This window comes from Enterococcus sp. AZ128 (genome assembly GCF_051714485.1).
Classification (GTDB): Bacteria; Bacillota; Bacilli; order Lactobacillales; family Enterococcaceae; genus Enterococcus_A.
This window is the reverse complement of the sequence record NZ_JBIORZ010000002.1, coordinates 740,963-765,438: the sequence shown is the minus strand read 5'-3', so window position 1 is coordinate 765,438 and position 24,476 is coordinate 740,963. Positions and strand designations below refer to the sequence as shown.

Genomic DNA, 24,476 nt, shown 5'->3' with positions numbered 1-24,476 from the left:
AAAACTGCTCCTTTTGTGTACTAATTTTTTAACATACCTGTTTAGGCCTATCAGCATAACTGTTTAAAGCTAACAGCTAGCTTCATTTACGGCTTAACGATTTTTGGCGCTTGACGCATCATTTCTACGATACGATACATATTTGTTACCTCACCCACAGCGGCAGTCAATTCATAGAAATTTAAGCAAGCCCCGCATGCATAGATTTCAACACCTTGTTCAGCTAAGCCGCGGATATCTTCTAGTGAGTCAGCGCCTTCAACAACTGACTGTACGCCGCCATTATAAAAGATTACTTTTTCTGGCAGTACGTCTTGTTCGGTCAATGAATAAATGAAGCCCTTCAATAAATTTTTCCCTAATTCATCAGAGCCGCGCCCCATTACATTAGTATCAACTACGACGATGTAATCATCAACAGTCGCTATCGGTTCTGCTGCTTGCGGTATCTCATCAGTCAAATCTGCATTCGCTTTTGAAATGACTACCGTATAATGATTTGGAGCAGCTTGATCCATTTGATATATGTACCCAAGCTGTTCAGCCATTTTTTTCAAATTTTGTGTTGCAATCTCATTATCAACCAGCGTTTGGACAACTTCGTGTTCACGTAACGCCTTTTTCGTTTCAATTACCGGTAACGGACAAGCTTTGCCTAAAGCATCAATTTTAAACATCCTATTCACTCCGATCTCAATTTTTTTCTCATCATAACTAAAAATAAGCAGCAACTAGTACAACGTTTTCTTAATAAATGATCAATTCTTTATCTTGTTTTTCGACAACCATTCCGAAATCTTGTGCAGGAATATCAGCTGCCTGTAATTCTTGCAGCAGCTCTTCAACTTCTTCTGCCGGTACACTCACTAATAAACCACCAGAAGTTTGCGGGTCGAATAACAATTCTTCGATCCCGAAATCATTGATTTGGAAGTCCATCTTTTCTTCCATGTAATTTCGGTTTCGCTGACCGCCTGCTGTTAGGATAAATTCTTTCGCACCTTGATAGGCTTCTTCAAAATAAGGCAGATCTTTTGATTGAATCTCCGCGCTAAAACGTTCATTCAGCATTTCATGCAAATGTCCGGCCAAACCAAAACCAGTCACATCCGTACAGCTATTGATTGTGTAGTTGCGAATAATAGCCATTGCGTATTTATTTAACGTCTCCATGCTCGTGGTCGCTTTCACAAATGCTTCTTCACTAATTTCTTCGGCACTGTAGCCCACCGTAATGATGCTCACGCCTAATGGTTTTGTCAATATCAAGTGGTCGCCCAATTGACAAGTATTATTTTGATAAATTTTATTTGGATCAATCGTACCGGTAACAGACAATCCGTATTTCACCGATTGGTCATGAATTGAATGTCCACCAGCTAAGATTGCGCCAGCCTCTTGAACCTTCTCCGCACCGCCACGTAAGATTTCTTTTAAAATAGTTAAGTCTTTTTCTTCTGGAAAAGCAACGATATTCAACGCCGACAGCACTTCTCCGCCCATCGCATAAACATCGCTTAAAGCATTTGCAGCTGCAATCTTACCAAAAAGATACGGATCTGTTACCATCGTCGGGAAGAAATCTAATGTTTGAATAATTGCTAAATCGTCTCGTAGTTTAATAACAGCAGCATCATCTGTCGAATCAAACCCCACTAGTAAATTCTCATGGGTTGTTTTAGGTAAATCTGCCAGCAGTTCCCCTAAATTCCCTGGTCCGATTTTTGCGTTACATCCGCCGCAGACGATCAATTGTTGGATTGTCTCCATGCTTTCCACCATCCTTCACGGTTTCTATTATAACAGTTTACTTTTTGTTTCTCTACGTATATTTCAACTCAATTTATAACGATTTCTATCTACAATAAAAACGTTTTAATTTATTGCAAAGGAACTGCTTCTAATAAAATATAAAAAATCGAGAAATAGGCTAGCTATTTCCCGATACGAACAATAAAAACTATTCCATTTTCCCAACTACTTTGACGCGTAAACGTGTCGCATTTTCTGGATGGTAGGCTAGCGGCGTCTCTTCTACTTCAACCAGCTCGATCGTCTCTTCAAGTGCGCCGGCTAGTTTAGCTTGATAGGCTGCCTTTTCTTTAGCATCGCTCATGCTATCTTGCCGTGAAAGTTTTGAATAAATATATATCTGCTCGTACTGTCCGCTTATTTGAGCGATAGAAGCGCCGATTGCATTCGCTACTCCGCCATGTGGATTGTGATAAACATTCGCTACTCCTTCTAATTCTTGAGGAATAATGATTGCTCCGCCGCCAACTAAAATCAAGTCAACATCTCCAGAGCTTGTTTTCATTTTATCAATGGTTTCTTCTGTCATTTTTCTAATTTCTTCATAGGCCTTTTTCGCAAAATCAATGGGAATATCTGCAACAAGTGACTTATCTCCAATATCAGAAATACCTAGTCTTACAGCAATATCCGTCGTCGTTAATTGTTTTCCGCCAAAGACAAGGGCTTCTTCGGTTATGCGATACCCAACACTGTCCGGGCCAATAGTAACCTGATCACCAACTTGTCTAACAATACTTCCTCCACCAAGTCCGATAGAAACAATATCCGGCATCCGGAAATTTGTTCTAATTCCACCGACATCAACTGCCAAAGAAGATTCTCTAGGGAATCCCTCCGCTAACACTCCTAAATCTGAAGTTGTACCGCCAACATCTAAAACAATGGCATTCTTGATTCCTGCTAAATAAGAAGCACCCCGAATACTATTCGTCGGGCCACAAGCAATTGTTAGAATAGGAAAACGCTTCGCATATTCAATCGACATCAGGGTTCCGTCATTCTGACAAAGGTATACTTCCGCATTTCGAATCTCTTCTTTTTCCAAGGCTTTTTCAAATCCGCTGCTCGTTAATTTCATGACTTTATCTAAAGCAGCGTTCAGAATAGTTGCATTCTCCCTTTCTAAAAGACCCACAGAACCAATTTGTGATGAACATGATACTGGAACTGCCTCACCCAAAATTTCCTTGGCCCACTCCTCCACTAATAATTCTTGATCATTTTTTAAAGAAGAGAAGACACCCACAATAGCTAAGGATTCAATTTCGCCTTGCCAATTAGACAAAACCGTTTTAACTTCGCCCTCATCTATCTCCGACAGGATCTGGCCATCGTACTCGTAACCGCCATGCAGCAGTTCATATTTTTCTCCTAGAACTTCTACCATGTCTTCTGGCCATGCTGTGTATGGTTTCACTGATGCAGTTGCTGGATATCCTAAACGAATAACCCCTACTTTGGATAGTTTTTTTCGTTCTACGATTGCATTTGTGCATTGAGTTGTTCCAAGCATCGCATGACTAATTTTACTCGGTGTAATTTCAGATTCACTCATTACTTTATGCAAAGCATTTTCAATCCCTGTTTGAATGTCACCGCTAGTGGGAACCTTCACTCCATGTACGAGCTCCAAATTTTCATCGATGATTACTGCGTCAGTATTCGTTCCTCCAACATCAATTCCAATTTTATACATGCTGACGTCCTCCTTTTGTAACTAGTTCTTTTAATGGTACGTAGTCTAAATCATACCCAAAGTAACGCGGGCCTACGGTTTTAATGCCCTCTGCACTCTGCCATTTTTCATGACATGGCAAAGCTAGCACCCGAATTCTTTTTCCATATTTTAGCGCTTCGGTTGTTACCGGCATCAAGGTTTCTAAATCAACCATACAAATCAAATCTGGCGTCATGGTCACTACTTCGCCATTTTTTTCAGCAATTAAATTTTCATTTTGGAAACAAATCTTCATTGATGATCCTGCATCTCCATTTAAGCCCTCTAAAGTTGCTTCACCAAAGTTAAACCCGCCTTCCACTTTTCGAATGACATCCATCATTTTTCCTTGAAAAAGTTCGACACCATCAATTAACTCTAGTAATTTTTCTAGTTTAACCGCTTCTTCGGATTCATTGCTGCAAATCACTTCACCGATTTTTTCTGATAGGGTGACAATCCCGTGAATACCATGATCTTTTAATTGACGCCCAGTTGAAGGATAGATACTGATCAATGAACTAGCACCCATTTCAACCGTTTGGACCCTTGCAAGTCTTTCAGTCCATTTATTACTTATCGTTTCCGAGATCCCAATATTTCCTTTCTCATCAGTAATTGCCATGGGCGTCGAAGATACACCTCCCAAATTGAAGGTCGTCATCTGCAATTCTGGAAATGCTCGACCCATCCCATCACAATCCACGATAGGAATACCTTGTGACGCTGCCACAACAATAGGGATCATCGAATTAACACCACCGGCCTCCATCGGAAATGTACCAGCAATTTTTTCAATGCCTAAATAGCGGCTTAATTTTTGAAATACGCGAAGAAATTCATCCCCTTTAGGAAATTTTTCAATTAGTACCGATGGCGCTCCCATCATAGCTGAAGGGATAAAGAAATCATCAGCCGCAATTTCCTCTGAAGAAATTAACTGAACAGGCCCATACTCCTTGATCGCTGATAAAGCCATCATTTTACCAATGTAAGGATCGCCACCCCCGCCTGTACCTAAAAAGGCTGCTCCTACAGCAATATTCTCAACTGCTTTTTCATCTAAATAACGCATAGTTATTCCTCCATTTCTCTTGTATGCATATGTTGATTGTTCGATTGTTTCACAAAAAGCTTGTGCCCTGCTAAATAGCAGATGAACGATAACAATATTCCAATCAGCGGCTGATTAGGAAATTGCGGCAAAGAAGGGAAAAAGCCCAATAATACTGGAACAACTGCGATTACCGCTCCTATTAACCATGAAATTATCCCCAACCAATTGACTCCTGAAACTGGTGCCCATTTCGTAGGATCTCCCTTTTGAATGACCCAATAAGAAGCAATCATTACTCCTGCAACTGCGGGAACCATTGCTGACAGGATAGACATAATCGGAACAAAATAATTCAAAATCCCGACAACTGCTAACAACGTTCCAATACCGCCAGCAACTGCAACTGCCATTTTTTCTTTCTCTTTTGAGATACCAAAAACATTAATGATTGCTAGACCACCCGAAAAGGCGTTAATTACATTCGTTTTCCAAGTAGCTAAAATCAAAGCGATTCCTCCAATCAGAGGCGAGCCGATATTCATAAAAACACTGCTAATATCAGATGTTTTATTGACGATCGCTAAAACTGCTCCTACAGCAATCATCAGAATACCGGCTGGAATAATTCCCACGCTGGCGGCTTTAACAACATCAGATCGTTTTCCAGAGTATTGCGAATAATCCCCAGCAATCACAGCCCCTAAAGCAAAAGAACCGATAGTAACTGCTAATCCATCAAAAAAGGAAAGTTTTGCAAGCGGCTGATATGTTTGTAAAAGCTGCGTACCTTGTCCTGAAGAAAGAGCTTCAAATAAACCATATAAACAAACAATTACCAAATAAGGAACCGCAATGTAATTAATTAAACGAATTAGACGAATACCGTAAATTGCCGTAATCAACATAATAATTCCCCAAATAATTGATGAAACCGGGACAGAAATATGAATTCCGTAGAGTCCTAAAAGATTTGCAAAAGCTGAACCCGCAACATTAGTCTGAATTCCAAACCATCCTAAACAAGCAATAGCCAATACAATCGATATAATTCGTTGAGAACCTACCTCGCCAAAAACTTGTTTGGCAATTTGAACTGTTGGTTTATGCAAATCTACACTTTGGGAACCTTGAAGAACCATAATAATTACCGTAATCGCATAACCGATCAATCCAACTAGTAAGGCGTTCCCCAAACTCATGCCTGAAACCAATGTACTGCCGATCAATAAACTTGGGACACAGACCATGGAACCGCCCCAAATAAATGCTAGACTGTACCAGGGTTGTGTTTTATTTTTATCTTTCATATTTATTCCCCCTTATATAAGTTTCGATTATACGTGAGACTTCCCCATCCGTCTTTTTCAAAATGAAAAATAAATGAGAGTTTTTTTTGTTTTTTAACAATAAAAAAGACTCCCTTTCGGAAGTCTAGCGTTGTACCATTCGATAAACCAAGCAAGCAATTGAAAATTCGTAACTATCAGAAACCCGTGTCACATCACATCCTAAAAGCTCACTAATCTTTTTAATTCTATATTTTACAGTATTCTTGTGTATGAACAATCGGTCTGCACATTTTTGAAAATCTGCATTCACATCTAATAGAAAAGTACAAAGCGTCATCAGTTGTTCTCGATTATTCCGAATAGGCTCTAAAACCATCAATACTTCGTCGACTTCTGCTTCGCCTGATTGAACATAATTTAGTGCATACTGTACTTGACGGATTTCACTAATCGTAAAATTCTTTTTGCCTTGAAATAGAGTAGGTATTTTCCCTTTTAAAGTATCAATCATCTGATAATTCTTACGTACATCAGTCGTGTTTCTCAAACGAGGACAAACTACCAAACTCTCAATATCTTCTTGATACTGACTATCTTTCAAAAAGTGCTCGCTTAGAGAAACTTCCAACTCGTTGTATCTATAATTTCCTAACAAAACAATTAATTGGTTCCCAACCAACTGCACAATACTTGTGCGATAATACTTCGATATATACTCGAGAACTTCTTTTTTTAGTTCCTTTTCTTGATGATGATTTTTTAACTGTATCACCCACATAAGATTAATGCTCTTAACATTGATGGTAAGTCTCTTCGCTAAACGATACATCTTTTCGCTTTCATCGTTTAAGATCGCTTTGACTAAACCGTATTCACTAATTTCTCCGTGATTTTTCCCCCATAAATTGAGTGCTACCTGCACAAGTTCAACTGCTTGTTCACAAATAGACGGTGTTAACGGTTCATATTCTTTAATTAAATAAAAATGTAGAACACCATTATCCTTATGATACAGTTCTTTGTAAAAGAACCAATAATTATCTCTTTTAGTTGGTGAATTATTCTTCTCATTTCGTACTAAATGAGAGAGATCTATTTTTGAATTTCTAGGCCATTTTACTTGATTGATAATTTCTCCCTCTCCATCAGTCAGTAAAATATTTGACCGTAACAGATCCGAAAGTATCTTTAAACTCATCTCCACATTTCTAAGATGATCAGGTAATGATGATGTCTTTTCTAAAACCTCATTTACGATATTTTCCGCCGAATTATCTTTTAATATTTCTGACATAACCTCAACGATAACTTCGTTGTAGCGTAAAGAATAATCATTTTCAGGCATTTTTATGATCACAAAACCTAATTCTTCCGCTACATCAATTACCTCTTGCGATAATTTTTCCATAACGATTCCCACATAATAAATAATTATTCCTAATTCTCCCAAAGCATGCAGCCGACGAATTGCTTCACATTGTTTTTCCACGTCATCTTTTATTGTAAAAAAAGAGCTGATAACCAATTCTCCAGCATAGTATTCATCAGGCATTTGAATCTTTTCATTAAAGAAGGCCATATCGGATACTTCTAAAAAAGATAAAGATGTTACTGTGTTATCAATATTTTCTGTTCCGCTCACTATTTCTGCTTCTCGTAAAGAAGGTATTTTTAGTAATTCCTTTAATTTTACACCCATCAAAACCACCTGCTTTTCAAATCTTTTTTTAACTCTAACAGAAGGTATTTTTCTTGTCTATTTAAATATCATCTTACGTAAAACAGTTTTTACACTATTCTTACAAAAAAACTACCCGCTCAAATTGAGCAGGTAGTTTTCAATTCATTTTTAAGCTTTTGCTGCTGATGGCTTCATACTCTTACGAATATAAGTGATACCTGTATAAATGATTACTAGAATAATGATATAAGTTAGAATTTCTAAATCCAAGCCAGTTACGAATTTCGCAGCAATAATTACTCCGATAATCCCACCAACAGTGATCGCTAAACTAACCTTACGAGCGTAATCACCTGTCTTAACAAAGTTTAAACTTGCGATTGGCATTAAACCAGCACATGAACCCATCATTACTGGGAAAGCAACTAGCGGGCTCAAACCTAACATATAAACCATTGCCATACATGGCGCGTACAAACCAACACCGATCGTCATCAATGCTCCTAAGAAGAAGTTGATCACAACACCGATAATTAATTTGATACCTGTCAACGCTGTCGCAGTATTATCCGCACCCAAGATATCAATCCATCCTTGTTGACGAGCAAACATCAATACTGCTGTAACAATCAACGCCCAGCCCATCCAAAGTTGAACTTTCTTTTCCGGCAAGCCAGTTACAAATCTTGAACCGATAAATGCACCAATTGTAGCAGAACCAACCAACGCGAACAGAGTTACTGGAGATACATCTACTACTTGAGTAAAGATGAACGCTTCAACCAATACTGGAATTCCGTGACCTACGTTAAGCGTTCCTGGCAACAAACGGTCAGAACTTAATTGTTTTGTAAAATCTAAAAGCAGGGTTGTTGGCGCAAAGCTTCCAATCCCTAGAGTATCCAAGAAGTCGGTAACGAAACCGATAATTCCTGAAACAAACCAATTTCCGTGTCCTAAGTCATCTTTATTTTTGACTAAGTCGCGCCCCATATTTGCTGTGTGTAGTAAAATCAAACCAACATAAATCGCTAATAATAATGTTACCATATTACCCCTCCTTCATCTTTATCCCAGAAGGAAACCATCCTTCAAGGAGTCTTTCGGATCAACTAAGAATGAGTTGTATCCAGTGACATAAGCCGAACCTGTTACACGAGGAATAATTGCTTTATATCCTCCAACCTCAGCTTCTTCAACAATTTCGCCTTTAAACTTCGTGCATAAGATACTTTCATACACAAAGGTGTCGCCAACTTTCATTTCGCCTTTGCCATATAAAGTTGCAAGTTTTGCACTTGTACCTGTACCACAAGGAGAACGGTCAACTTGTCCATCACCAAATACAACAACGTTTTGATAGGTTGCATCTGGACTTGTTGCTGGACCATAAAATTCAACAAGATCGACAGTTTTAATATGATCTAATGTTGGGTGTTGAATCTCGATTTGCTCATTCACTGCGTCGCGAATGATCATACCAAGTTCGTTAAATTTTGAAGCATTTTCTGGTTTGATTTCCAAACCGATCGATGCTGCTGGCAAAATAGCAAAGAAGCTTCCGCCAAAAGAAATATCCATTGTTAATTCACCAATTTCAGGAACATTGACTTTCACGTTTTCTTTATAAAGGAATGATTCCACGTTTTCAAATGACACTGACTCTGCTGAGTAGTCTTCATCTAAATGTACTGTTCCGTGTACGATTCCTGCTGGTGTATCTTGAACAACTTTTACTTCATGATCGCCTTCTTTTACATCCACCCAGCCTTGTTCTATAGCTGCTGTCATAGCTGCAATCGTATTGTGTCCACACATATTTAAATAACCGCCTGAATCCATAAAGATGATTCCATAGTCAGCTTCTTTATGAACTGGTTCAGTAATAAAAGCGCCAAACATATCTCGGTGCCCACGTGGTTCCAACATCAGCATTCTACGCAAGTCGTCTGCTTCCGTTTCCAAATAAGCTCTCTTATCAGCCATAGTTTCACCTGGGAATTTTGGAATTCCACCGATGATTAGACGCGCAGCTTCACCTGCTGTATGAGTGTCGATTGCTGAGATCATTTTTGATACTTTCATGATTATCCTCCTTGTTTCCTACTTAATTAAAAATAGTACTTTATTGATTCATATTCATAAAAAAATTTCTCTAACGTACTTGTTGATTGTCTTTTCGCATTTTTAATTTAATTGACGCAAGCGCTTTTACTGCATCCCGTTGATTGATAGTATTTTCACCAACTACCTCTGTCTCGATACCTGCTTCAGATTTGTTAAAATCTAGTACGTGCTTTGTAAAGTCATTTTCAACAACAAATTTTGCTTGTGTACCAATGAACTTGAGTCCAATCACGCTGATATCTCGACGACCGATTTCTTCTAAGGTATTCGCAAAATCTACGTCTGAATTTCCCCAGCCATCCGTTGAAGCGATCACACCATTTGTGCGCATCCCTTCCAACCATGCAGCTGTACGCTGCCCAACTAGATATTTCATCGCGTTGCTTTGCGGGGTCCCTACTACTACGACTCCTTGAAAGTCGATATCAGGATCCTTGCCCAGAAGTTCGACGAGTGGATCTTGAAAGTGATGCAGTGATGTTTCTTTTGTTGATGGGCCAATCCCCATAATGACACCACCTATCCGTTATTCAGTTAAACCATGGAACGAATTGCTCCATCGCGATACTCATTTGCTGTCAAGAAAACCGGCATATTGTTCATGTCGATGATGGAACATCCACCCTTGAAACCACTCGGCTCATTCGGATAAAGCAACATATCATACATTGCTCCCTGACCAGCCACTTGTTTGACCAAAGCGACTTTAGGTTTTCCTGGATTGGTATTCTCTTCATAGACATGTGACTCACAGGCATCTTTACCTTCCAGCATCTTCATTCTTTCGCGAATCTCTTGGATAAAATCATCCACAATCGCAAACATTTTAAGACAGAGCTCACGATTAAAAGGAGTCCCCTTTTTCGCTAGGAGATCTACTAATATAATGTAGTCTTCAGCGTTAGGCGTCCCTGCTCGATTCAATACTAAATGATCACGCAAAACACCCTCAGAAGAGCCAAATTCATGCATTTGTTCTCCTTCTTCAATAGCTCCTGTCATCACAACAGAAACCCCGGTAAGTGTATGCGTGATCCCTGAACCCAACGCACCCAACACCTTCGTAGAAATCGGAATGATATCCATGATGGTGTTGGTTTCAACTTCATGTTGATGCGGTGGGAGTAATCGAATCGTCAGCTTCTGAATAGCGGCGTCTTTGCAGTCAAAGTCTTGCTTAAATTGTAACCGAGTTGGTTCAATACGGAAGTCGCTACCTGCGGTGACTTCTTCCATATGAAAAACTTTGATTTTTAAAGTTTCGCCTCGCATTATTCACACCTACTTTCAAAGTAAACGGCGATTAATAAGTAGCATCTTCTACGCAGACAGTTACTACTAAACTACGTTAAGCAGAACTAGCATTCAGAAATAAGTCGAAAATTCACAAAAATTTGAAAAACAATTTTAGGAATTTCCGTCTTATTTCTTGACGCTGAGCACTTATTAAATCAGTCTCTTGACTTAGACGTGGGCAATGTATTCATAAGGTAATGGAACAATTTTCCCTGGCGTTTCGATTGTTACTAATGCTTCCAAAGTATCTTTCATGATACCTGTTTGCATTTCGATGTTATTTGGTTCTCCAGCGTTCGCTCCCATTGGTACTCGTGGTGCAACGGCACGTGGAGTACCGTTTTGACGTACTACTGGTGGTAATGCTGCGATTAAAATAGTAGGAATTCCCGCTTCCTCAATAGCTCTCTGCACGATCACGGCAGTTCTATGACAGGTTCCTCAGCCAGCGGTCAAAATGACAGCGTCGACTTCTTCTTCTACTAATTTTTGAGCAATTTCAGGTCCAGTTACATCGTGGAATGCATCCTGGTCTCCCCCACCACCCATAAATGCATAGTGTACAGGGGCAGATTCTTTAATGAATCCTTCCGCTGCTAATTCATGTAAACGGTCTAATGGGAACATCGCATTAATGTCGCGGTTAGCATCGGCATTATCGTACCCACCATGAGAAACCATCAATTCATCTACTGATGCAGTATCAGGTACTTCACGGTAAGAAGTATCACCTGCTAAGTTAAACCGTTTATCTGTTTTCAAATGTACGCCGGCAGCAGTTGCTAATGCCACGCGCATTTCTTTAAGCTCTTTTTTAACAGGGGTAAAGACAGATTTTGGTGTAATTGGTACAAAAATTTCTGACTGTAACCCTTCAAAGACTGTTAAGCCCATGTGTTAATTCTCCTCTCCTGCTTCTTCACGTTTTTTTCTGGCCTCGGCCCGACGACGCTCGTGCTCATAAATAGCCGTCTTATAATGCTCGTCAGGTTCTTCCGCCAAAACTTCTGGATAAGTCATTAAAAACCCAACTTCTTGACCGATTTCTAAATTGTACTCAGAAATGATCATTCGACGAGGTATTTTAAGTTGGCCTAAACGACCTTTTAAATCGATCGTCACGCTGGCATCGTGAAGTTCAACGATGATCCCTTCAAACATCTGTTCCGTCGAAATATATTTGAGTTTATTCATTCCATCCATTACTTCACCTTATTCTACTTCGTAAATTTCTTGACGTTTTTTACTCTTAGGCAAGCTTTGTTCGTTAGGAACTAAATCAATCTTCTTACCTGTCGTTTTTTCAATGACTTCAATGTTGTTCGCTTTCACGTTTGGATTCCATTTGCGTTCAGCAGCTTTGATTGTGCCGCCGCCCATCAGTGTTTTCAACATTGCTAAATCACGAATCGCGTCTTCTTTACATAGTGTGTTATTAGACAAGATTTCGTTTTCGATCCCTTGCATAGATTTATTATTGTCGACCATTGCAATCATTTCAGTATTTCCGACAACTAACGCACCTTGTACTGCTGAATAAGAGTCTCCGACAACCTTAATACCGCGTTTGCCGATTTCTTCAATATGTGAAGCAAAGTCAATATGGTTATTACCAAATCCTTCAGTAGTAACGATTGCGCCATCAACATCCATAGCTTCAATCGTCATACCTAAACGTTTAGAAACATAGTATTTTTCAGTATTCGCTTGCGGAGAACCTACAAACATAACACCGACTAAATCGATTTCTTCGTCTTCCATCGCTTCACGTACTAATGGTTCTCTCCAATAGTGACGAGAAGTTTCTTTTGATGCTGGTCCAATACATGTTAATGCATGAATACCACCATCTAATACTTCAGTTGGAGCTAAAATAATTGGTAAGTTACCTAAGTCAACGTTAGGTTTCGCTCCCAATGTTCCAACTGGTTCGATTGGCATAATCAAGTTATCGTGCATTGCACCTTGACCCATGATTTCTTTTACGACAATCACTCGTTTGTTACCAATACGACGTTTTTGTACGATTTCATCCTGTTCTACAACTAAAGATTCATCCGCTTTTTTAACTGCTTCACGAATTTCTTGAGTAATGTAGTCAGATGCTTTATGAGCGGCTAATGGTCCAGGACGTTCCATATTCGCGCCTTCTTTGATTGTTACTTGTGTTTTGATGAAAATTTCGCCTTTATCTGGTGCACCAGGACGACCCCACATGATGTTACGGTCTAATTCGCCTTCAGATGAACCAAATTCTCCGATTTGTACACCGTTTGCGTCCGTACCTGTAAGAACCATTACTACGCCATCTAACACACGAGTAACACCATGGCCGATGTCCGCACCATCAACTTTGGCAGCGATTGGCTGTACGTCCATGATCGTTTCACTGTATTCGTTATATTTATCCGGTGTAATGATTTCAAAAGTAACACTTTCAACTAATTCTTCTAGTTCTGCTGCTTCCGCACACATGTCTTCCATTTTACGTAGAACTAATGTAGTACCTTCAATTTTTGTTTCATCACCAAAGATGACTTTTTCAATCTTCATGTGATCACGACGTACTGAACGAACTACTTTTTCTTCTACTTTAGCTTCAGGAGCTGCTTCTTCAACAGTCGGTGCTGCTGGAGCTTGCGCTGCCTCAACTGGAGCCATTGGCGCTGCTGGAGCTACACCCATTTGTCCTGCGATAGACATTGGCACTTCTAGATCAATACCACGTCCTTCAGCAATATGGATTTTGATTGTTTGTCCGCCGACTGGCGCAACTGGTGCTACCGGAGCAATAGGAGCAACTGGAGTTGGAGCTGCTTCTTCAGCAGGCACTTCCTCTTCCGCTACTTCTTCAGTGTCTTCAGAAACACCATCTAATATTTCTTTTGTCAATGGAACCAACGCATCCGTTGTTTCTTTCAATGTCGTACCAAGTACTTGTTCGATTGTTAGAGCATTTTCAGGTAATTCTAACAGACCTGAATCCTCTAAATCTGGGAAGATCGCTGGATCTTCTAAATCATCTGGAGCAATTACTTTGCCTGCTTCCGCACGGCAACATAATACTGCAGGGTCTTTGGCATGTTCTTGAGCAGTTTCTGCTGTAATAGACATTCGTTAAATCCTCCTAAAATTTTTAAAATTAGTTTGTAGGTAATTTACGATATAGTCTGTGACCATCTGCCCGCAGTACATGATCTGTATGATGATAAACCGGAACTCCTAACCTAGGAGCTACACCCATAACGGTGTTCGTTCAATCGGAACACGATCCAGTCATCACTACTTCTGCTCCTTGTTTCTTCAAGGACATCACAGTCGCAGCTTGACCTGGACAAATACCTGGCAAGGCACATCTATATCTTCCATTTACTTCTACCATTCGCTTGCATCTTTCAGCAGCGACAACTTCTGCGCCCATGTTGTTAGCAATCTCGGTCATACGTTCGGCAGAGCCGCCGCATTCGCAAATCAAAAGACCGACTTTCCGGCTTTCCTGAGGGAATGGCATTGCGACTAACACACCACCACTAGTTTTAGTAATAGGCGTCATTTCATCTCCGCTTCTTCCCGTCATTGGTCCACCAACTACGATCTCACCATGAGGTTCGACATAGCCGCCAACGTTGTTGATCAATGTTTTGACTGGTGTCCCGATTGGCACATCAACAAATACAGTTTCTTTTTGTTTTACGCGACCAGATACGGTCACATCTTTGTCAATGAACGGTTTTCGATCTTCAATTGCTTCTGCAATACGTTTGATCGTTTCCACATTATCAATCACAGCGCCAACTTCTGTTGGTAATTGACCTGGTTCTAAAACAATGTCCATTACTTCACGAACAATCATTCGTTCATCTCCTGCAGGATAAATATCCGGCAATTGATAAACATCAAGTGTTGGCTCGTTATCCACTGCTTTTAACAGACGTGTAACTAACATACGATGTTTGCCTTTTACAGCAATCACACCTTTAGGAGCATTAGTCATCTCCATACAATATTTCATTCCACGAATCAATTGATCGATATGCTCGCTCATTTGCTTCACGTTATGAGCTAACAAAGCTTCACATTCTGCGCCGTTTGCAATAAAGGTTCCTTCCGGAATATCACAAGCTAGCTTTAAGAATGTTGGGAAACCTGCTCCCCCTGCTCCGACAATCCCTGCCGCTTCGACAGCTTTCGCATTCGTTTCAGTTTCAGGAATAGGTAGATATTTCGAAAAATCTTGTTCGTCATCAATCGTCAGAACAATGTTGTCTCCATCTACATCTACTACTTTGCCAGAAAAACTTGCATGAATATTTGCACCTAAACCATTTGGTTCAGCAATCAATTGTCCCCGTTGGACTTGATCACCTGCCTTTACGATTCCTTTACAAGGAGCGCCGACATGTTGTTTTAATGGTATAAGAATTTGTGTCAAATTATTTCACCTCCTTGCTTTTTTGTTTGTTCGAACTTGAGCAAATCAGCCACCCGTAGTTCATGTAAATGATAGCACACTCACACTTCATGTAAAAGGTGGTTTCCAATAATTTTGATATTTTCTGACAAACAACTCTGCAAATTATCCTTTTTTTTGAATTCTCTAATTAAATTTTCATCAAACTCAGCAACTTCCTAAAAACCGTTTACAAATATTGATTTCATAATCTTTCTAAAGACTACACATTGTCGACAATTTGATGAAAAAGCAAAGATACCAATCATACAAATCAGTTATTTCACGATTCAACTCAGTCATATCAGTCGTTATTTAATGAATGAACTTTATAATAGAAAAACTTCTCTATAAATTTCATTTATCAATTTTAGTTGTCGTTTAATCTAAATTTATATGTATACTCATTCACATTAAAAAAACATTCTTATCCTTACCTAAAAATTGCTAATGCTTACTACTCTAATTATAATTTACGCAAAAAAACTCTCACCTCTAATAAAAAGAGGCAAGAGTTTAACGCGTAAATTATTCAGCTGTTTCTAGTTTATCCAATGTTTTACTAGCAAACCATAGAATTACACCTAATACGATAACAACTGCGGCTAAGACTCCATAACCCATTTGGAAGTCTCCAGGTACATCTGTTTCTAGTAAAGCGTAAATAACTGGATAGATCATTTGTGAGAAGAATACTGCAATCGTCCAGAAACCTAGCAATAGCCCCATCAGCTTAGCAGGAGCAAGTTTTGCGATAAATGAATTGCCCAATGGAGAGAAAATCATTTCGCCGATTGACATCAACAAACTTACCATAACTAACCAGATGATTGATGTATGTCCGTTACCAACAATATCCGCAAGAACCATAACAACGTAAGAAACACCAACTAGAATCATTCCTAGTGCCGTTTTCTTAAACATACTCATATCGCCTTTTGGACGTGCAGCTAATCTTGTCCATAAACGACCTAAAACAGGTCCTAATACGATACAAGTCAGAGCGTTCATTGAATCGAAATAAGACGTTGGGATTTTGAAGCTTCCAACTACCCAATTCGCACGTTCAATAAATCCTGCTCCGTCACCATATCCAAAATAGAAATATGCTGGCATATAAGCTAGATACCATACAGTCCAGAAAATAACTGAGAACAAAGTAACCAAAATAATAGCAACGATCCGTTTTTTATCTCCAGAAGTCAGTTTAGTATCAGCAGCTTCTGTCTTTTTACCTGCCGACTCAAATTGACGTTGATCGACTTTAAATGGTTTCTTACCTGCTTCACCTAATGAGCGACTATTAAAAATGAACCATAATGCATCAACCAATAATAAAACGCCACAAATCATAAATACAAAATTGTATCCAAATGCAGGGATTAATAATACTAAGAAAGTTGTTCCAATGAATGAGCCGATATTAACAAATGAATATTGTACTGAAAAAGCTTCATTTAGTTCTTTTTCATCATTAAATAGTAACGCATTTACACCAGAAAGGTTTCCTTTAAACAAACCAGTTCCAAGCGCAACTAGAATAATCATCAGCCACACCATACCCATAGAACTTGCCTGCCAGGCTAACATGTAGCCGATACCCATCATAATCATACCTGCCGCCACACATAGTCGAGGGCTCAGCCAATAATCGGCAATATATCCACCAATTGTCGGTGTGATGTATGTTGCAGCAACGAACCAAGCTGATATTTGTACACCTTGTGCACTCGTCATGCCTAATCCGCCAGAAGCAGCCGTTGTTGCAATCCAAATTGCTAACATGTACTTCGCTGTGTAAAAGGCACATCGTTCAAACGTGAACCCTAATGCACAGACATAAAACCCAAAAGGTTTTTTATTTTTTACTGGAGTTGTTTCCACTATCATTCCTTCTCTCTTATAAAAATATTAATCGTTTGCTTCTAACCATTCTGCCAACAATTTCATGTATTTTTCACGTTCTTCAACAAAAGGCATATGTCTGCTGTAAGCAAACAATTCCCATTTTGCTCCTGGAATCGCGTCATACATAGTTTTCGCTACTAACGGTGTACACAAATCATTTGTGCCACTTGTAACAAGTGTCGGTATAGTGACCTCAGACAATTTATCCGTGTAATCATAACCGTGCAATGTACCCTCAGGCGAATACTCATTTGGTCCCCAAGCCATTACATAGCTTTCTGTTCCCGCCACTTTTTTACGGCGCAACGGTTCAGGATCAGCCTCGGTAAATATTGGTGCCGCATGGCGTACCATAAAACGATCATTTGCTGCAAGATAAGCAGGATCATCATAAACGCCTGTTTCTTCGGCTTTTGCGATTGCTGCTTGATCTTCTTCTGACATAAATTTGATCATACGATGCTGTTCTTGTGCCCAAAGTTTAGCAGAAGGTAAAGTACTTGAAAGTACCATACTCTTGATGCCTTTTGGTGCATAATCACAAACATAAATGATCTCTAACATTCCGCCCCAAGATTGTCCTAACAAATGGACTTCATCCAGACCCAGATGCTCTCTTAAAGCAATCAATTCATTGACCCATGTTTCAGCTGTCCAAAGTTCCGGCTGTGAAGGTACCGCAGATTTCCCGCAACCTAATTGATCGTACATGATGATCTGGCGGCCATCGACCGCCATTTCATCAAGGACTTCAAAATAGTTATGAGTTGATCCGGGTCCGCCATGCATGACAATCAATGGTTTCTTATTACCAGCTTGTTCACCAACAATACGATAATAAGTCTGATGCCCTAGATAAGGCATATATCCTTCTTCGATTTTCATACGTTGCGCGGCCTCCTAACCGATTACTTCTAAGTCTTTAGGATAATGATTTAGGTTTTCGCAACCGTCTTCTGTTACGATCACCAAATCTTCGATTCGTACACCAACTTCTCCTGGAATATAAATTCCTGGTTCAATTGAGAAGATATTGCCAACTTCAGCAACATTATCATTCGCTCCTGAAACATCGCCTGTTTCATGACAATCGATTCCGATAAAGTGGCCAAGGCGATGCGTAAAGTATTCTCCATAGCCTTTTTCCGTGATGTAATCGCGAGCAGCTGCATCAAGCTCAGAGAATTTAACTCCTGGCTTCACAAGGTCAATCGCACGTTGTGCAGCTTCTTTAACGATCTCATAGACTTCACGACCTTTATCAGATACTTCTTTGTAGAAGAATGTCCGAGTCATGTCTGAAGCATAAGAATTCTTGATACCGCCAATGTCTAAAATGACAGAATCTCCTGGTTTCACTTTTGAATCATCTGTTTCGTGATGAGGATCTGCCGCATTTGCGCCGTAACCTACGATAGGGTCAAATGAGAAGCCGGTATTGCCTAATTCTTTGTAGATTTGACCCAATCTGTCTGACATTTCAGCTTCAGTCAATTCTTCAGGCAATAATTTTTTCAAACGATCAATAGCAATTTCGTTATCCGCTTGCGCATCACGCATCAATTGTTTTTCTTCTTCGTCTTTGATAGCACGAACTGCATCTGTCACTTCTGAACCATTACCCAATTTGGCATTTGGAACAAGTTCTAACAAGTGTAATAAGAAATGAGCAGGCCAGTTCTTATCCACACCAATTTTTTGGTCAGTATCAACATACTCAAGAACCTTCTTCACAGCATCGTCGGTATCATCAATAAATACTTTTTCCACGCCCAAGTCTTCTTCGATTGGGAATAATTTGTTAACGATTAATGTGTTTTTGTTATCTGGAGTAATCACTAATACTAACAACCGTTCACCGGGATGAATCCAGCGACCAGTTAGATAGAAAATAGTTGTTGGATCTGAAACTAACAGTTGGCCATAACCTTGTTCTTTCATTTTTTCAATTACTCTTTCAACGCGACGTTCTTTCAAAATGTTTCACTCCTTTTATTAATATATTATTCGCCTGTCGGCATTATTAAAAACAGCTCTGTTTTTCACGTAGCTGTTAGTAATCTTTTTTCGCGGAAGCTAACTGCTATGCAACAGTTTGAAATCAGCAACAAAAAAATTGTTCAACTATTCACCTATCACTAGTTTTAAAATAACCATAAAACCATTTGAATTTCAAGTACTTCTAAGAATAAAATCAAATTTAATTATTAGTATCCGCTTCCACTAGTTTACTATATCTTTTGGCTTATTTAAACAATTCTTTACACTTTTTTTCTAAATCGCTATCTGTTTGGAATAATTCTAAAAAAACTGAGCTAAAATCCGTTATATCTCCAGTAATTTTCATTCCTTACTCTTCTCTCATGAATTTGTTTTTTTATTAAAATAATGGGAACTTCAATAACACTTTCACTATTTATTAAATTGTTTTTTTTGGGAAAAAATACAATAAAAAACAGCCCTGTTATACAACAAGACCGTTAAATGATTTATTCACGGGAGTGAATTTTTATTCCTTTGCATTTTGTGATAGGAATAGAAAAACTTCGGTGATAATTCATACCCCACTGTGATCCCTACCGCGATGGCAATAGCAATTTTCAAAACTTGAATACCAATTTGAGCAGCTTTAATAGAATCCCCGATAAAAAAATTATAAGTAAAATTGTAAATCCCCATTCCGGGAACCAAGCAGAAAATACCACAGATCAAAAAAATCGTTACTGGAGCTTTTAAGGCAAAGGAGGCCTCACGTGAAAGATAGATCAAAACCATTGAGGCAATGAATGTCGCAGCGACTGGCGCTACCCAAAATTGCATGATCACTAAATAAATAAACCAGCCGCAAGCACCGATCATTCCACAATACACATAATACCGACGCGGCACTTCAAACAATATCGCAAAAGAAATTGTCCCCAGAAAACCGGCTAAAACCTGAAGAAACCCATTGATCATCGGTTCCACTCCTTTCTTCATTTGAAAATATGACTTTTATTCAATCAAAGTATACTAAATACTCGTAAAACGAGGCCGACACCCACGGAAACACACAAAGCCGTAATCAATGCATTCACCATCTGGCCCCATCCTGAACTATAGTCCCCATCAAATAAATAACGGATACCATTGACGAGCGCCACTCCAGGTAATAGTGAGATAATTCCACCTGTTACCAAACTCGTCAATTGCAAAATAGGAAAAAAATGAACAAATAGGCACGCTAAAATGCTGACAAAAGCGCTGCTGGTAATCGTCGAGATAATGTCGGACATATTAAATTTAGGTAATAAGTACATAGTAAAGCAGGCTAAGAGAACACCTAGGGCGAGTGCACCAACCGTATCCCAAAGACTTCCTCCAAAAATAAAACAGAAACTGGCACTACCGAAAGCATAAGCAAAAATCTTTAATGAAACTGTTGCAAAGGATTCGTGCTTGATCTCCTGCAACCATTCATTGGCATCTTCCGGACTCAATCGTTTTTCCGTTAATCGTCGAGACAAGGTATTGATTTGTTCGATCCTGCCCAAATTTATCGGTGAGATTGGAATATCTCTTACCCGCGCCTGAACGGTCTGATCCTTTAGACGGGCAGTCATAAAAATACCATTAATTAAAACAAAACTATCAAACTCTTTTAATTCTAAAGCTTCTGCAATATGACGAATCGTCGTCTCGATTCGTTTGATTTCCGCGCCGTTTTTCAATAATGTTTCACCAATATCGTAGACAAAATCAAACGCTTCCCGTTCATTCATCGGTCGCCCCCCTCTTTTTACGAAGAACTTCGCAAACTCATACAATCGTTTACTATAAAAATATCAGAATAATTAAGTGTCAAAAAACGACGACAGCTTATGCCGTCGTCGTCTTAGTATAGCCTATCTCACGATTACAATTCAATCAAATCATGAGAAATACTAATCATATTTTCGTAGCCGTCATCGGTGATTAAAACTTGATCCTCAATCCGCACACCGCCCCAATCAGGAATATAGATCCCTGGTTCGATCGTCATCACCATACCTGTTTCTAATACGTCGTCATATTGCTCATCGATATATGGTAATTCATGTACAAACAAACCGATACTATGCCCAATGTTACGGTAGGTATATTGCGGATACTCTGTTCCTTCCAATGGTTTCAAAGAAGCTTGATAGATATCCTTTACCGCTGCACCATTTTTCATTACAGCTTCAGCCGCTTCTAAACTTTGTTTTTCCAGTTCATAAACTTCCCGCTGTTTATCGGTCGCTTTTCCGACAACGACTGTTCGAGTCATATCGGACATATAGCCCTCGTATTGACAGCCAAAATCCATTAAGACGAAGTCGCCATATTCAATTGATTTTTTAGATGGAATTCCATGTAATAAGGATGTATTCGCTCCAGAAATCAAAATATTCCCGTAAGGCTGTGTATCAGCACCCTCTTGTACCATGTACATCGAAAGCCTGGCAGCCAGGTCTTTTTCAGTCACTCCAACACGAATATCATCCAAAATTCGATTAAAAGCACGGCAAGAAATTTCACAGGCATTTTGCATGTATTGAATTTCTTGTGGCGATTTAATCGCTCGCATACGATCGATCACGCCACCTGCTTGTACAAATTCCGCATTTGTTTTTGATGTAAAATCAGAATACATATCATAAGTTAAATAATCCGCTTCAAAGGCGATTGTCTTTATGTTTTTTTCGCTAACTAAGCGTGCCACCGTATCTCCAACAGTTCGACCAGGCAAGCGCCAGTTGATAATTTCATAATCGGGTACTTCGATATCTGCCTGCTCGGTGTAACGCGGATCAGTCAAAAAGTATTGTCCCTCTTGTGTGAGCAAAATGAATGAGTCGTCTCCTGTCCAACCGCTAGTAAAACGAACATTCACTCTTTTGGCAATAAAAAAAGCATCCAATTTCTCTTTTTCCAAATACGCACGAATCTTTCCTTCGTTTAACATCGTCACACGATCCTTCCTATTTTGAAGTTCTAGCCTTCTAATCAATAGAGTAGCAGTCAGCTGATCTTTGGTCAACGCTTTCAAAAAAAATAAAAGATGTAGAACAAAAAAAGCGCCATTTAACTTAGCAAATCTTTATTTTTTCTTTCAGTAGCAGTTTGACAGTTACGAATGAAATCGCTTACTGTTAACATATAGTCTTATTTAGACTTGAAAGAGGAGGGTTACTATGGATAAAGCAAGCTCTTGTACCTGTCAAAAAAACAAACAACTTGGAACTATGCTACCATTTGATCACAATCATGAGTTAGATTTAGCCAAACAAAATTGTGTTGCCTCTTTTAATCAGCTTGAAATCAAACAAGGAGAAAAAGTGATTTGGTCTCAAAAAGCCTATGAATTTTTAGAAACGGAATGTCCTGATTCCGCTAATCCCAGCTTATGGGAAAATGCCCGCTGCAACCATCAAACAGGATTATTTCGTGTAACCGATAAAATTTTTCAACTTCGCGGATTTGATATGGCTAACCTAACCTTGATTCTGACACCGAAAAATAATTGGTTGGTTTTTGATACCTTAATGAGCATCGAATGCTCCCGAGCCGCCATTGAATTTGCCAATCAATGGTTTGAAAAAAATCGGTATCCGATAGTTGATGGACATATCTCAGGTATAACCATCAGCCACTCTCATGTCGATCACTTTGGAGGACTTCGCGGCCTATTTCCTGATTTCACACTAGACCCGACCATCCCTATCTTTGCTCCAGCAGGTTTTACCGAAGCTGCAATCACCGAAAATTTAATGTCGGGTAAGGCCATGGGACGAAGAGCCGGTTATCAATATGGCACTTTGCTGGAGAAATCCCCTGCTGGTTCACTGTCAATCGGTATCGGCCAAGGTCAATCTCTAGGTACGGTCAGCTTCGAATTGCCAACAAAAGAAATCACTACAAATGAAACAATTGTAGTAGATGGATTAGAACTTATTTTCCAATTAACACCAGGTACCGAAGCTCCAGCAGAAATGAATACGTTCTTTCCCCAGTACGACGCATTATGGATGGCGGAAAACTGTACATGTACTATGCATAACTTGTACACACTACGAGGTGCGCAGGTTCGAGATGCAAATGCTTGGGCAAAATATTTATTGGAAACCAATCATTTATTTGGCACTCATGCGAAAGTAATGTTCCATGCACATACTTGGCCTCGTCATGCTACAACTGAGGCACCCGACATAATTAAAGACTACCTTATCTCACAGGCACGAATGTATAAAGGGATTCATGATCAAACACTATCCGCTATCAACAAAGGTTACACCCTCAACGAAGTAGAAAGTCAGATCAATCTGCCGGAAAACCTGACCGAAAAATGGTATTTAAGACCCTACTACGGAACGGTGAGCCATAACAGCAAAGCCGTTTATCAGAAATACATGGGCTGGTATGACTCAAATCCAGTAAATCTGAATCCTTTACCTCCTGCTAAAGAAGCTAAAAATTTCGTCAACTATATGGGCGGCGCGGAAGAAATTTTGAAAAAAGCGTCCGAAGATTATCAAAAAGGAAACTATCGCTGGGTCGCTAAAGTGACGAATCTCATTGTTTTTGCCGAACCAGACAACCAGGAAGCACGGATTCTTTGTAAAAAGGCCCTCACCCAACTAGGTTATCAATCAGAATCAGGAACTTGGCGTAATGAATACTTAACTGGGGCGTTGGAACTCTCACAAGGAACGCTAAAAGATCCTAACTACTATGCAAACAGTTCCCCAGATTTGATTGATCATCTCACTGGTGAAATGGTACTCAATTACCTAAGTATATTGACCATCCCTACAGAAAAACATCTCTTTGGAACAATTCTGTTTGAGGATGACTGGGCTTTTGAAAGTGGTTCTTATAGACAACAAACCTCCTGCTATCACCTCGATTATTGGCAAGGAATCTTGACTTATTATCCGATATCTTCAGATGGAATAGCTTCAACTAATCATTTATATCGAGGAAAACGAATGGCTTTTATGAATCAGCTGCTCAATATTCCTTCAGATGATTTAAAAGAATGGAATCTACTTTTTGAAACAAACCCAGACGAACGCTATTTTAATATTATTGAGCCTTAATCAAATAAAGATCCTTTTAGAATAGCAAAAAAGAAG

General features: G+C 39.3%; 21 protein-coding genes. 1 reads left to right on the top strand and 20 read right to left on the bottom strand.

Features of this window, described 5'->3' with window-relative positions; all coding sequences use genetic code 11:
- Positions 1 to 86 precede the first annotated feature (86 nt).
- From yedF to IGI38_RS15310, 20 genes are all read right to left on the bottom strand, one after another.
- Positions 87 to 677 (bottom strand): sulfurtransferase-like selenium metabolism protein YedF, encoded by a 591-nt coding sequence (gene yedF, locus IGI38_RS15405; RefSeq protein WP_438732222.1) that lies wholly within the window; start codon positions 675 to 677, stop codon positions 87 to 89.
- Between the two features lie 70 nt (positions 678 to 747).
- The gene (gene selD / locus IGI38_RS15400; protein WP_438732220.1) at positions 748 to 1,770 is read right to left on the bottom strand and encodes a selenide, water dikinase SelD; all 1,023 of its coding nucleotides are present in this window, start codon (positions 1,768 to 1,770) and stop codon (positions 748 to 750) included.
- A 190-nt stretch (positions 1,771 to 1,960) separates the two neighbouring features.
- On the bottom strand, positions 1,961 to 3,511 hold the full coding sequence (locus tag IGI38_RS15395) for a hydantoinase/oxoprolinase N-terminal domain-containing protein (protein WP_438732219.1): 1,551 nt from the start codon (positions 3,509 to 3,511) through the stop codon (positions 1,961 to 1,963).
- Positions 3,504 to 4,607, bottom strand: coding sequence for a DUF917 domain-containing protein (locus tag IGI38_RS15390; RefSeq protein ID WP_438732217.1), 1,104 nt, complete (start codon positions 4,605 to 4,607; stop codon positions 3,504 to 3,506). The genes IGI38_RS15395 and IGI38_RS15390 overlap by 8 nt, the downstream gene beginning before the upstream one ends.
- A 2-nt stretch (positions 4,608 to 4,609) precedes the next feature.
- Entirely contained in the window at positions 4,610 to 5,896 is a 1,287-nt protein-coding gene (locus IGI38_RS15385) for a cytosine permease (protein WP_438732215.1), read from the bottom strand.
- Positions 5,897 to 6,020: 124 nt separating this feature from the next.
- Positions 6,021 to 7,577, bottom strand: coding sequence for a PucR family transcriptional regulator (locus IGI38_RS15380; protein ID WP_438732213.1), 1,557 nt, complete (start codon positions 7,575 to 7,577; stop codon positions 6,021 to 6,023).
- A 150-nt stretch (positions 7,578 to 7,727) separates the two neighbouring features.
- Positions 7,728 to 8,609 carry a TSUP family transporter gene (locus IGI38_RS15375; RefSeq protein WP_438732211.1) on the bottom strand — a complete coding sequence of 294 codons (882 nt, stop codon included), beginning with the start codon at positions 8,607 to 8,609 and terminating at the stop codon, positions 7,728 to 7,730.
- A gap of 18 nt (positions 8,610 to 8,627) precedes the next feature.
- Positions 8,628 to 9,644: a proline racemase family protein gene (locus tag IGI38_RS15370; RefSeq protein WP_438732209.1), complete on the bottom strand. Its 1,017-nt coding sequence runs from the start codon at positions 9,642 to 9,644 to the stop codon at positions 8,628 to 8,630.
- Between the two features lie 70 nt (positions 9,645 to 9,714).
- Positions 9,715 to 10,194: a glycine/sarcosine/betaine reductase component B subunit gene (locus IGI38_RS15365; protein ID WP_438732207.1), complete on the bottom strand. Its 480-nt coding sequence runs from the start codon at positions 10,192 to 10,194 to the stop codon at positions 9,715 to 9,717.
- Positions 10,195 to 10,220: 26 nt separating this feature from the next.
- A complete protein-coding gene (gene prdD / locus IGI38_RS15360) occupies positions 10,221 to 10,958 on the bottom strand; it encodes a proline reductase cluster protein PrdD (RefSeq protein ID WP_438732206.1) in 738 nt (245 codons plus the stop codon).
- A 192-nt stretch (positions 10,959 to 11,150) separates the two neighbouring features.
- A complete protein-coding gene (gene prdB, locus IGI38_RS15355) occupies positions 11,151 to 11,876 on the bottom strand; it encodes a D-proline reductase (dithiol) protein PrdB (RefSeq protein WP_438732204.1) in 726 nt (241 codons plus the stop codon).
- 3 nt (positions 11,877 to 11,879) lie between these two features.
- On the bottom strand, positions 11,880 to 12,185 hold the full coding sequence (locus tag IGI38_RS15350; protein ID WP_207109703.1) for a CBO2463/CBO2479 domain-containing protein: 306 nt from the start codon (positions 12,183 to 12,185) through the stop codon (positions 11,880 to 11,882).
- A gap of 9 nt (positions 12,186 to 12,194) precedes the next feature.
- On the bottom strand, positions 12,195 to 14,096 hold the full coding sequence (prdA, locus tag IGI38_RS15345) for a D-proline reductase (dithiol) proprotein PrdA (RefSeq protein ID WP_438732203.1): 1,902 nt from the start codon (positions 14,094 to 14,096) through the stop codon (positions 12,195 to 12,197).
- Between the two features lie 28 nt (positions 14,097 to 14,124).
- Complete coding sequence (gene prdC, locus IGI38_RS15340) at positions 14,125 to 15,414, bottom strand: proline reductase-associated electron transfer protein PrdC (RefSeq protein ID WP_438732201.1); 1,290 nt, start codon at positions 15,412 to 15,414, stop codon at positions 14,125 to 14,127.
- Positions 15,415 to 15,960: 546 nt separating this feature from the next.
- Positions 15,961 to 17,316 (bottom strand): peptide MFS transporter, encoded by a 1,356-nt coding sequence (locus IGI38_RS15335; protein ID WP_438733385.1) that lies wholly within the window; start codon positions 17,314 to 17,316, stop codon positions 15,961 to 15,963.
- Between the two features lie 27 nt (positions 17,317 to 17,343).
- Complete coding sequence (gene pepI, locus IGI38_RS15330; RefSeq protein ID WP_438732199.1) at positions 17,344 to 18,225, bottom strand: proline iminopeptidase; 882 nt, start codon at positions 18,223 to 18,225, stop codon at positions 17,344 to 17,346.
- A 15-nt stretch (positions 18,226 to 18,240) separates the two neighbouring features.
- Entirely contained in the window at positions 18,241 to 19,317 is a 1,077-nt protein-coding gene (locus IGI38_RS15325; RefSeq protein WP_438732197.1) for a M24 family metallopeptidase, read from the bottom strand.
- Positions 19,318 to 19,833: 516 nt separating this feature from the next.
- On the bottom strand, positions 19,834 to 20,298 hold the full coding sequence (locus IGI38_RS15320) for a threonine/serine exporter family protein (protein WP_438732196.1): 465 nt from the start codon (positions 20,296 to 20,298) through the stop codon (positions 19,834 to 19,836).
- A 44-nt stretch (positions 20,299 to 20,342) separates the two neighbouring features.
- Positions 20,343 to 21,101: a threonine/serine ThrE exporter family protein gene (locus IGI38_RS15315; RefSeq protein ID WP_438732194.1), complete on the bottom strand. Its 759-nt coding sequence runs from the start codon at positions 21,099 to 21,101 to the stop codon at positions 20,343 to 20,345.
- Between the two features lie 134 nt (positions 21,102 to 21,235).
- The gene (locus tag IGI38_RS15310; RefSeq protein ID WP_438732192.1) at positions 21,236 to 22,381 is read right to left on the bottom strand and encodes a M24 family metallopeptidase; all 1,146 of its coding nucleotides are present in this window, start codon (positions 22,379 to 22,381) and stop codon (positions 21,236 to 21,238) included.
- 154 nt (positions 22,382 to 22,535) lie between these two features.
- Here IGI38_RS15310 and IGI38_RS15305 point away from each other — a divergent pair, with 154 nt between their 5' ends.
- Positions 22,536 to 24,440, top strand: a complete 1,905-nt coding sequence (locus tag IGI38_RS15305; RefSeq protein ID WP_438732190.1) for an alkyl/aryl-sulfatase — start codon at positions 22,536 to 22,538, stop codon at positions 24,438 to 24,440.
- Positions 24,441 to 24,476: the final 36 nt, after the last annotated feature.

Coding starts and splice junctions, on each gene's coding strand:
- yedF (WP_438732222.1), bottom strand. CDS start 677: ATGTTTAAAATTGATGCTTTAGGCAAAGCTTGTCCGTTACCGGTAATT.
- selD (WP_438732220.1), bottom strand. CDS start 1,770: ATGGAGACAATCCAACAATTGATCGTCTGCGGCGGATGTAACGCAAAA.
- IGI38_RS15395 (WP_438732219.1), bottom strand. CDS start 3,511: ATGTATAAAATTGGAATTGATGTTGGAGGAACGAATACTGACGCAGTA.
- IGI38_RS15390 (WP_438732217.1), bottom strand. CDS start 4,607: ATGCGTTATTTAGATGAAAAAGCAGTTGAGAATATTGCTGTAGGAGCA.
- IGI38_RS15385 (WP_438732215.1), bottom strand. CDS start 5,896: ATGAAAGATAAAAATAAAACACAACCCTGGTACAGTCTAGCATTTATT.
- IGI38_RS15380 (WP_438732213.1), bottom strand. CDS start 7,577: ATGGGTGTAAAATTAAAGGAATTACTAAAAATACCTTCTTTACGAGAA.
- IGI38_RS15375 (WP_438732211.1), bottom strand. CDS start 8,609: ATGGTAACATTATTATTAGCGATTTATGTTGGTTTGATTTTACTACAC.
- IGI38_RS15370 (WP_438732209.1), bottom strand. CDS start 9,644: ATGAAAGTATCAAAAATGATCTCAGCAATCGACACTCATACAGCAGGT.
- IGI38_RS15365 (WP_438732207.1), bottom strand. CDS start 10,194: ATGGGGATTGGCCCATCAACAAAAGAAACATCACTGCATCACTTTCAA.
- prdD (WP_438732206.1), bottom strand. CDS start 10,958: ATGCGAGGCGAAACTTTAAAAATCAAAGTTTTTCATATGGAAGAAGTC.
- IGI38_RS15350 (WP_207109703.1), bottom strand. CDS start 12,185: ATGGATGGAATGAATAAACTCAAATATATTTCGACGGAACAGATGTTT.
- prdA (WP_438732203.1), bottom strand. CDS start 14,096: ATGTCTATTACAGCAGAAACTGCTCAAGAACATGCCAAAGACCCTGCA.
- pepI (WP_438732199.1), bottom strand. CDS start 18,225: ATGAAAATCGAAGAAGGATATATGCCTTATCTAGGGCATCAGACTTAT.
- IGI38_RS15320 (WP_438732196.1), bottom strand. CDS start 20,298: ATGATCAATGGGTTTCTTCAGGTTTTAGCCGGTTTTCTGGGGACAATT.
- IGI38_RS15315 (WP_438732194.1), bottom strand. CDS start 21,101: ATGAATGAACGGGAAGCGTTTGATTTTGTCTACGATATTGGTGAAACA.
- IGI38_RS15305 (WP_438732190.1), top strand. CDS start 22,536: ATGGATAAAGCAAGCTCTTGTACCTGTCAAAAAAACAAACAACTTGGA.